Source organism: Vibrio sp. V42_P2S4T144 (assembly GCF_009904715.1).
Lineage (GTDB): Bacteria > Pseudomonadota > Gammaproteobacteria > Enterobacterales > Vibrionaceae > Vibrio > Vibrio alginolyticus.
Window position 1 is genome coordinate 1 of record NZ_WXWS01000241.1, and the last position, 9,775, is coordinate 9,775.

The 9,775-nt window shown below is 47.8% G+C and carries 9 protein-coding genes; 7 read left to right on the plus strand and 2 right to left on the minus strand.

Going from position 1 to position 9,775, the window contains the following annotated elements:
• Positions 1 to 73: 73 nt before the first annotated feature.
• Together CAG68_RS08320 and CAG68_RS08325 are read right to left on the minus strand one after the other, a co-directional pair.
• Positions 74 to 1,243: an isovaleryl-CoA dehydrogenase gene (locus tag CAG68_RS08320; protein ID WP_161441001.1), complete on the minus strand. Its 1,170-nt coding sequence runs from the start codon at positions 1,241 to 1,243 to the stop codon at positions 74 to 76.
• Between the two features lie 45 nt (positions 1,244 to 1,288).
• Positions 1,289 to 1,675 (minus strand): MerR family transcriptional regulator, encoded by a 387-nt coding sequence (locus CAG68_RS08325; RefSeq protein ID WP_005373242.1) that lies wholly within the window; start codon positions 1,673 to 1,675, stop codon positions 1,289 to 1,291.
• A 209-nt stretch (positions 1,676 to 1,884) separates the two neighbouring features.
• On the opposite strand from CAG68_RS08325, the gene CAG68_RS08330 reads away from it, so the two are divergent.
• The 7 genes from CAG68_RS08330 (at position 1,885) to CAG68_RS08360 (ending at position 9,528) form a co-directional block, all read left to right on the plus strand.
• Positions 1,885 to 3,063, plus strand: a complete 1,179-nt coding sequence (locus CAG68_RS08330; protein WP_161441002.1) for a thiolase family protein — start codon at positions 1,885 to 1,887, stop codon at positions 3,061 to 3,063.
• 70 nt (positions 3,064 to 3,133) lie between these two features.
• On the plus strand, positions 3,134 to 4,627 hold the full coding sequence (locus CAG68_RS08335; protein ID WP_005382664.1) for a CoA-acylating methylmalonate-semialdehyde dehydrogenase: 1,494 nt from the start codon (positions 3,134 to 3,136) through the stop codon (positions 4,625 to 4,627).
• Between the two features lie 95 nt (positions 4,628 to 4,722).
• Positions 4,723 to 5,877: an acyl-CoA dehydrogenase family protein gene (locus CAG68_RS08340; RefSeq protein ID WP_161441003.1), complete on the plus strand. Its 1,155-nt coding sequence runs from the start codon at positions 4,723 to 4,725 to the stop codon at positions 5,875 to 5,877.
• A 49-nt stretch (positions 5,878 to 5,926) separates the two neighbouring features.
• Positions 5,927 to 6,703, plus strand: coding sequence for an enoyl-CoA hydratase (locus CAG68_RS08345; RefSeq protein WP_025767890.1), 777 nt, complete (start codon positions 5,927 to 5,929; stop codon positions 6,701 to 6,703).
• Positions 6,704 to 6,713: 10 nt separating this feature from the next.
• Complete coding sequence (locus CAG68_RS08350) at positions 6,714 to 7,844, plus strand: enoyl-CoA hydratase/isomerase family protein (RefSeq protein ID WP_025767889.1); 1,131 nt, start codon at positions 6,714 to 6,716, stop codon at positions 7,842 to 7,844.
• A 19-nt stretch (positions 7,845 to 7,863) separates the two neighbouring features.
• Positions 7,864 to 8,760 carry a 3-hydroxyisobutyrate dehydrogenase gene (gene mmsB / locus CAG68_RS08355; RefSeq protein ID WP_033906449.1) on the plus strand — a complete coding sequence of 299 codons (897 nt, stop codon included), beginning with the start codon at positions 7,864 to 7,866 and terminating at the stop codon, positions 8,758 to 8,760.
• Positions 8,761 to 8,769: 9 nt separating this feature from the next.
• Complete coding sequence (locus CAG68_RS08360; RefSeq protein WP_033906450.1) at positions 8,770 to 9,528, plus strand: SDR family oxidoreductase; 759 nt, start codon at positions 8,770 to 8,772, stop codon at positions 9,526 to 9,528.
• The last annotated feature ends 247 nt before the right edge of the window (positions 9,529 to 9,775 follow it).

The following is a 9,775-nucleotide window of genomic DNA, read 5'->3' on the forward strand; positions in this document are numbered from 1 at the left end:
CCTTTATCTATGTTGAATAAGATTTAGGTTGAATAAGGAATTTATTTAGATTCAGAACGCCTAGGTATGTTGATTAGGCGCTTTCGTTAAACAATTCGCGACCAATAAGCATGCGGCGAATTTCTGAAGTGCCCGCACCGATTTCATACAGCTTGGCATCTCGCAACAAACGGCCCGTATCAAACTCGTTGATGTAGCCGTTACCGCCAAGTAGTTGAATCGCATCCAGTGCCATCTTGGTTGCCAGCTCTGCGCTGTAGAGGATCGCGCCAGCAGAATCTTTACGTGTGGTTTCACCGCGATCACAAGCGGCAGCGACGGCGTAAACATACGCTTTAGCGGCATTCATTTGTGTGTACATATCCGCGATTTTTGCTTGAACTAGCTGGAATTCACCGATGGATTTACCGAACTGTTTACGGTCGTGAATGTAAGGCACAACGATATCCATACACGCCTGCATGATGCCAATTGGGCCGCCTGCAAGCACCACACGTTCGTAGTCGAGGCCGCTCATCAATACTTTCACGCCTTGGTTTTCTTCGCCGAGAATATTTTCCGCAGGGACTTCGCAGTTTTGGAAGACCAGCTCACACGTATTCGAGCCGCGCATACCCAACTTGTCGAGTTTTTGTGCTTGAGTAAATCCAGGGAATCCGCGTTCCACAATAAATGCCGTGATGCCTTTGGAGTGCTGGCTTGGGTCGGTTTTTGCGTAGACAACATAGGTGTGTGCATCAGGGCCGTTTGTGATCCACATTTTGTTGCCGTTTAGCAGGAAAATATCGCCTTTACGTTCGGCTTTAAGCTGCATAGAGACCACATCAGAGCCGGCGCCGGGTTCACTCATTGCAAGGGCGCCGATATGTTCACCGGAGATGAGCTTAGGTAGGTATTTCTCTTTTTGCGCTTGTGTGCCGTTACGGTGGATTTGGTTGACGCAAAGGTTGGAGTGAGCGCCGTAACTTAACGCAACCGAAGCGGATGCTCGGCTGATTTCTTCCATAGCGATAACGTGGGCGAGATAGCCCATGCCTGCACCACCAAACTGTTCGCTGGTGGTCACACCTAAAAGACCCATGTCACCTAATTTGGACCAAAGATGGTTTGGAAAGTCGTTAGTTTGGTCGATAGATTGCGCTAGCGGCGCAATTTCTCTTGCAGCAAAACTATTGATTTGCTCGCGAAGCAAATCGGTATTTTCGTCATAAACAAAGTTCAGGGAAGAGTAGGTAGATTTCATTGCGTGTCCTTGCCTTTACGTCACCTACATCCCAGAGTTGAGGTGTTAGGTGACTTTTTCGCCTTTCATGGATCTCAGTGTGTTTTGGCATCGCAACTGCGCAGCATTTAACTCCATCATTACCGCTTGAATGTCGTTTGCTTGCTGTTGCAATGCTGCCTTCTTCTCTTCGATCAACCGAATCATATAGTTCAACTGCTCAGTACTTTGATCGGTATCGTAGAGTTCAAATAACTCTTTGATATCTGCAAGAGAAAAGCCCAATCGCTTACCTCGCAAAATCAGCTTTAGTCGAATTCGATCGCGACCATTGTAGATTCGAGTGTTGCCTTTACGTTCTGGAGTTAGGAGACCTAAATCTTCGTAGAAGCGAATGCTTCGAGTAGTAATGTCGAACTCTTTCGCGAGCTCGCTGATCTTAAATGTGTTCATTCCTTAACCTTACGACTTTCGTATAACATTTACATGAATATACAATTCGTTAACGTTAAAGTAAACAAACAACATCCACTCTTGAGCCTTGATATCACTCGCATTTACTCGAAATCAAAGAATCACTCGAACAAACAATAACCTCAAACTTGACGTTAACGTAAATGTTAGTATAGTTATGACGTAAACGTCAACAAAAGGTTAATGGAATGAAAAATGAAACATGGATTGTTGCCGCTAAGCGAACGCCTATCGGCTCTTTTCAAGGTGCATTAGCTTCAACAGATGTCACGGAACTCGGTGCGAAAGCCATTCAAGGGGCGCTAGCCGAAAGCCAACTCGATGTGCACAAAATAGACGAAGTGTTGATGGGGTGCGTTTTACCCGCCGGTGTGGGGCAAGCGCCTGCAAGACAAGCAAGCCTTAAAGCTGAAATGCCACAATCGATTGGTTGTACGACACTGAACAAAGTTTGTGGATCGGGTATGAAAACCGTGATGCTGGCATATGACCTTATTCAATCTGGTAATGCGCATGCTGTCATCGCTGGTGGCATGGAAAACATGTCGTCTTCTCCTTATCTATTAAAGAAAGCGCGTGATGGTTTCCGTTTAGGTCACGAGCAAGTGCTTGATCACATGTTTTATGACGGGTTGCAGGATGCCTACCAAGGCGAGCTGATGGGTGTCTTTGCAGAACAGACGGCGCAAAAGTATCAGTTCAGCCGTGAAAGTATGGATGCCTGGGCGCAACAGTCGTTGACTCGTGCGCAGCAAGCAATCGAACAAGGTTTGTTCAAAGAAGAGATCGTGCCTTTTAACGTAAAAAGTCGGCGCGGCGAAACCTTGGTTGTAGATGATGAGCAACCGAGCAAACTCGACGTCACTAAAATTCCTACCTTACGCCCTGCGTTTGCCAAAGATGGCGGCGTAACCGCAGCAAACTCTAGTTCCATTTCGGATGGTGCGTCGGCAATGATCTTAGTCGATAGTGAGTTTGGTCGTCAGGAAAACCTTCAGCCTCTAGCCAAAATTGTCGCGTACAGCACGCATGCAAGACAGCCTGATGAGTTCACCATCGCACCAGTCTTCGCGATTGAATCGCTGCTGGAAAAAACGGGCTGGGACAAATCAGACGTGGACCTTTGGGAAATCAATGAAGCTTTTGCTGTCGTGACTCAATACGCGGTGAAAGCTCTCGAACTGGACGAGAGCAAAGTGAACCCTCGCGGAGGGGCTTGTGCGCTGGGGCATCCAATAGGCGCAAGTGGCAATCGAATCCTTGTCACTTTGATTCATGCGCTAAAACAAACTGGTGGTAAGCGTGGCGTTGCATCGCTTTGTATTGGCGGCGGCGAAGCTACCGCTATCGCGATTGAAATCTGCTAAATCACTCTCAACAAAGTTTCACTTACATAACAGTAGTCAGTAACAAGCTGAAAAATACAAGGATGTCATCATGACAGAACAAGTAAAGCAGTATATCGGTGGTGAATTTGCCATCTCCGATTCAAAACAATGGCTAGATGTAACCAACCCGGCAACCAACGAAGTGATTGCACAAGTACCTTGTGCCACGGAATCGGAAATGAATGCGGCGATTGCCAGCGCAACAGAAACGTTCAAACGCTGGAAAGAAGTTGCAGCGCCGGAGCGTGCTAGATTGATGTTGCGTTACCAACATCTGCTCAAAGAGCAACACGATGAGTTGGCGATACTGCTTTCAAGTGAGACAGGCAAAACCCTCGCGGATGCAAAGGGTGACATTTGGCGTGGGATTGAAGTCGTAGAACAAGCGGCGAACATTTGTAGCTCAATGATGGGCGAAACGGTGGAAAACGTCGCGACCAATATTGATGGTTACTCTTACATTCAACCGCTCGGTGTTTGTGCTGGCATCACACCCTTTAACTTCCCTGCGATGATCCCATTGTGGATGTTCCCGATGGCGATCGCTTGTGGCAACACCTTTATTCTAAAACCTTCGGAACAAGTTCCGCTGACTGCAATGAAATTGGCAGAGCTATTTGAACAAGCTGGTGCACCAAAAGGCGTATTGCAAGTTGTTCACGGGACCAAAGAGCAAGTCGACCGCATTCTGACTGATCCAGTTGTTCGTGCGATCTCTTTTGTTGGCTCTGTGCCCGTTGGTGAGTACATCTACAAAACAGGTACAGACAACCTGAAACGCGTGCAGTCATTTGCAGGTGCTAAGAACCACATGGTCATCATGCCGGATGCAAACAAACAGCAAGTCATCAATAACCTAGTTGGCGCGTCAGTTGGTGCTGCAGGCCAACGCTGTATGGCGATTTCGGTTGCCGTATTTGTCGGCGAAACCAAAGAATGGATTCCAGAGCTTAAAGAGGCGTTAGCTCAGGTTCAGCCTGGCGCGTGGGATGATGAAACCGCCGGTTATGGTCCACTGATTAGCCCTCAAGCGAAGCAGCGAGTGGTGAATCTGATTAATGAAGGCAAAGCGTCAGGCGCGAATTGTGTTCTGGACGGGACAGACTGCCAAGTACCTGGCTTCCCGAACGGTAACTGGGTGGGGCCAACACTGTTTACCAACGTGACCACAGACATGTCGATTTATCAGGAAGAAATTTTCGGGCCTGTACTGTTAACTATGGAAGTGGATGACCTAGATGAAGCGATTGAACTGATCAATGCAAACCGCTTTGGTAATGGTACGTCTATTTTCACGGCGAACGGCGCTGCCGCGAGAAAGTATCAACACAATATCGAAGTAGGTAACGTAGGAATCAACGTACCGATTCCGGTGCCATTGCCGTTCTTTTCGTTTACTGGGTGGAAAGGCAGCTTCTACGGCGACCTGCATGCTTACGGTAAACAAGCGGTTCGCTTCTACACCGAGACGAAAACTGTCACCGCGCGTTGGTTTGAAGATGACATTCCAAGCGGTCCAAACATGACTATTCAACTTAGCTAATTACTGGATTAGCGACACCTCTAGCCAAGCCCTTCATCCTTTTAGAGGGCTTGGCTCGGATACAAATGCAACGAATTAGACCTTAGGACTTCAAGATGGATTTTGAATTAAACGAAGATCAACTCGCGTTTGCCGAAGTAGCAAAGCAGTTTGCAGACCAAATGTTAGCGCCGCACGCGGCCGAGTGGGATGAAAACCATCACTTCCCTAAAGATGTACTGCGTCAGGCGGGTGAGCTGGGCTTTTTGAGTATCTACACGCCACCAGAGCACGGTGGCTTGGGGTTATCTCGTTTGGATGCGGCGATCATTTTCGAGCAGTTGGCTATGGGTTGTACCGCGACTACTGCGTTTATGACCATTCACAACATGGCGACGTGGATGATCACCAGCTTTGCCAAAGCCGAAGTGGCGCAGCAATTTAGCGCGGATCTAATTTCGGGTGAAAAGCTCGCTTCCTACTGTTTAACCGAACCTAATGCCGGCTCTGACGCCGCTTCTCTAACGACTAGCGCAGTGCGTGATGGCGATGAGTTTGTTCTCAATGGCGCAAAAGTGTTTATCTCGGGTGCCGGTGATACAGATGTATTAGTCGTGATGGCGCGTTCCTGTGGTGAAGGAGCGAGTGGCGTTTCTGCATTCGTTGTTCCTGCTGATTGCGAAGGCATTAGCTACGGTAAAAAAGAAGCCAAAATGGGTTGGAACTGCCAGCCAACTCGCATGATTACCTTCGAAAATGTTTGTATTCCGGCTGACTATCTGTTGGGTGAAGAGGGAGAAGGCTTTAAGTTCGCCATGCTTGGTCTGGATGGCGGCCGAATCAATATCGCCACTTGTTCCGTCGGTACTGCGCAACAAGCTCTGAACGAAGCCAAACAATACATGACCGAACGCAAACAGTTCGGCCGTTCACTGGCGCAATTTCAAGCGTTGCAGTTCAAGCTTGCTGATATGGCGACTGAGCTGGTCGCTGCGCGTCAAATGGTGCGACTCGCTGCCGCTAAACTCGATGCCCAGCACGTAGAAAAAAGTGCGTACTGTGCCATGGCAAAACGCTTTGCTACTGATGTGGGCTTTAAAGTCTGCGATCAGGCGCTGCAAATTCACGGTGGCTATGGCTACATCAAAGAATATCCAGTCGAGCGCCATTTCCGAGACGTTCGTGTTCACCAAATCCTTGAAGGTACCAACGAAATCATGCGTCTGATCGTCGCAAGACGATTACTAACGGAAGGCGTTGAGCTGCTTTAGTCAGCGAGACACAGCCTTACCTAAAGAAATTAAAAAGGACTGAAAGATTATGACGGCACAAATCAAACTAGAGCGTGAAGCGCACATTGCCAAGCTCACGATTAGTAACCCGCCAGCAAACACCTGGACGCTTGAATCTTTGAATCAGCTAAAAGAGTTGGCGATTGAACTCAGTAATGATCGCTCCATTTATGCGTTGGTATTAACAGGCGAAGGCGAGAAATTCTTTTCTGCTGGAGCGGATCTCAACAACTTTGCATCCGGCGATAAATCGCAAGCAGCAGATATGGCGTTCGCATTTGGTGAAGCCTTTGAAGCGCTGTCTGCGTTCGATGGTGTTTCCATCGCAGCAATTAATGGTTACGCGATGGGCGGCGGTTTGGAAGTGGCGATGGCGTGTGACATTCGCATCGCAGAAGAACAAGTACAAATGGCACTTCCTGAAGCATCGGTAGGCTTGTTGCCGTGTGCGGGCGGGACGCAAAACCTGACCGCGTTGGTAGGTGAAGGTTGGGCGAAGCGTATGATCCTGTGTGGCGAGCGTGTGACGGCCGAGCGAGCGGAAAAAATTGGGTTAGTCGAAGAGGTGGTGGCGAAAGGTCAAGCACTCGAAGCGGCTATGGAGCTAGCACAGCGTGTTGCAGGTCAATCACCGAAATCTGTGTCTGCGTGCAAAACGCTAATTCAAGGTCGACGCAGCCAAACTCACGCAGCTGGATTGGTTTTAGAGCGTGAACTGTTTTTACAGCTGTTCAATACACACGATCAGACTGAGGGTGTGAATGCGTTCTTGCAAAAGCGCAAGCCACAATGGACAAACAGCTAGCGGAGGCCAAATGACAGGTACAGTAAATGTTTCAAAACTTGAGTGCGCTGATGGCTCTGTTATTGGTGTGCTAGAGCTTGATAACCCAGCAGCTCTCAACGCGTTGAGTTACGTGATGATTGAGAAGTTGTACAAACAGCTTAATGAATGGCAAACGGACGACAGCGTCATCGCGGTATTCTTGCATGCTCAAGGTGAAAAAGCGTTTTGTGCTGGTGGTGATATTCAAGCGATCTACCGTGCACTTGAAAACAAAGAGCAAGACTTTGATTCTGCGTTTTCAGCGATGGAAACCTTCTTTGACCTCGAATATCGCTGTGACCATCTTATTCATACTTATCCAAAACCGATCATCGCGTGGGGACATGGTTATTTGATGGGCGGGGGAGTTGGCCTGTTTATGGGTGCCAGCCATCGCGTAGCAGAAACCACCACACGCTTTGCAATGCCAGAGATTAAAATTGGCCTTTACCCAGATGTAGGCGCGACGTACTTCCTGAACCAGTTGCCAAAACATTTGGCACTGTTCTTAAGTTTGACGGCTTGTCAAATTAACGCAACAGATATGAAAGCGTTGGGGTTAAGCCAATGGATTGCACAGCCAGAAAACAAGCAAGTGCTGCTGGATCTGCTTGCATCGGTAAGTTGGAAAGGTGAAGCGAACATCAACGAAAAAATCGCCACTACGCTGCGTTCGGTACACGTGGACGAGCCAACCGAAGGGATGTTGATGCCCTATGCGGAATTGATTGAGCAGTTATGTTCGGGTGACTTAGCGTCAATTGTTGATGCAATCAGCCGTGCTAACGTTGATAACAAGTGGTTCGTCAATGCGCAGAAGTCACTGAACTATGGCAGTCCGTTGTCGCTCAGTATCACTTATCAGCAGTTAACGCAGTATCAAAACCTCTCTTTGAAAGCGTGTTTTGATATGGAATTTAACCTAACACTACGTTGTGGCTTAGAAGGTGATTTTAGAGAAGGGGTTCGTGCGCTGATTATTGATAAAACCAATCAACCGACTTGGCAACATCGCACGGTTTCTGACGTAACGCCACAAGTTTTGGAGCGCTTCTTCTCGCCAATTGACTCAGCAGAATACCCACTGACCGCATCGTCGGTAGCTATAGCGGCACTTTAGTACAAGGAAGAAATACGATATGGACAAAATTGCATTTATTGGCCTTGGTAACATGGGTGCGCCTATGGCTAAGAATCTACTTAAAGCGGGCTTGAACGTCGAAGTATTTGATTTGAACCCAAACGCAGTTGAGGAGTTGACCGCATTGGGCGCTTCAAGTGCCGATTCCGTTCAGCAGGCAGTACAAGGTGTTGATGTGGTTGTCACTATGCTGCCAGCGAGCCAACACGTTCAAAGCGTTTATCTTGGTCAAGATGGCATATTAGATAGCGTCGAATCAGGCACCTTGCTGATTGATTCATCCACCATCGATCCTGCGACTGCTCGTTTGGTTGGCGAAAAAGCATCGCAACTTGGTATCAGTTTTGTTGATGCACCAGTATCTGGTGGCGTTGCGGGCGCAGCAGCAGGTACGTTAACTTTCATTGTTGGCGGCTCGCAAGAGAACTTTGTTCAAGCCAAAGCGGTGCTTAGCCACATGGGTAAAAACATCTTCCATGCGGGCGATGTTGGAGCTGGTCAGGTCGCGAAGATCTGCAATAACATGATGTTGGGCATTTTGATGAGCGGCACCTGTGAAGCACTAAATTTAGGGATGGAAAACGGACTCGATCCCAAAGTGCTTTCCGACATCATGTTGCAAAGTTCAGGGCGTAACTGGGCGCTAGAGCTTTATAACCCTTGTCCAGGTGTGATGGAAAATACGCCTGCAAGCAATGGTTATCAAGGCGGCTTTATGAGCCAGTTAATGGCTAAAGATCTGGGTCTTGCGATGGAAGCGGCGGTTGCCAGTCAAACATCAACGCCAATGGGCAGCTTGGCTCGTAATCTGTTTAATTTTCACAACGGTCAGGGCAACGGGCAAAAAGATTTTTCAAGCTTGTTTGAGTTCTACCAAAAGCAAAATCAGGCCTAAGGAGCGCTTATGGAGTTAGCAAATAAGGTCATTGCGATCACGGGGGCAGGGCAGGGGCTGGGTAAACAAATGGCACTGTCACTGGCGGAAAATGGCGTTCATCTTGCGCTTATCGACCTCAATTCAGAGCAACTGGCTGAAACGAAAGCGGAATGTGAATCTCTCGGCGTTACCGCTCGTTTTTATGTGACAAACGTGACTGACGAACAGCAGGTGTGCACTGCTTTTGAGCAAATTGAGGCAGATTTCAAGCAGCTCAATGGCGTTATCAATAACGCAGGTATTATGCGTGATGGTATGTTCATTAAAGTCAAAGATGGTCAGGTTAACACGATGTCGCTGGAACAATTTCAGTCTGTTCTAGATGTGAATGTAACAGGCACTTTCCTGTGTGGCCGTGAAGCGAGCAAGGTAATGCTGAACACCGATAGTAAAGGGGTTCTGATCAACATATCCAGCGTTGCGCGTGCCGGGAATATTGGTCAAACCAACTATTCAGCATCTAAAGCGGCGGTAGCCACCATGGCAACGGTGTGGGCGAAAGAGTTAGGGCGTTTCGGAATTCGCTCAGTGGCGATTGCTCCGGGTGTCATCAAAACTGCCATGACAGACCAAATAAAACCTGAAGCGATGGAACGTTTAATCGGAATGATTCCGGTTGGACGTTTAGGTTTGGCGGATGAAATTTCATCGACCATAAAATACGTGTTAACCAACGAATTCGTGACCGGAAGAGTGTTCGAAGTCGATGGCGGAATGCGAATGTAACCCCCTCTGCAACATAAAAAAGGGGAGCGAGTTTGATTGTCCGCTTCCTTCCACTTTCTCCTTTCTTTTATTGCTTCTATCTGAAAAATGTATTGGATGCATGGTCGACTGTTATCTCATCGAACGGTATAGAAATTTATTCTATTTCTAATGTGAATGGTTAGTTCTATATTGCTTGTCATGTAAATGTATCAACTCACAACTAAGACGATCTTTTGTCTCACTAACGAGATCATTATTCTTGGTG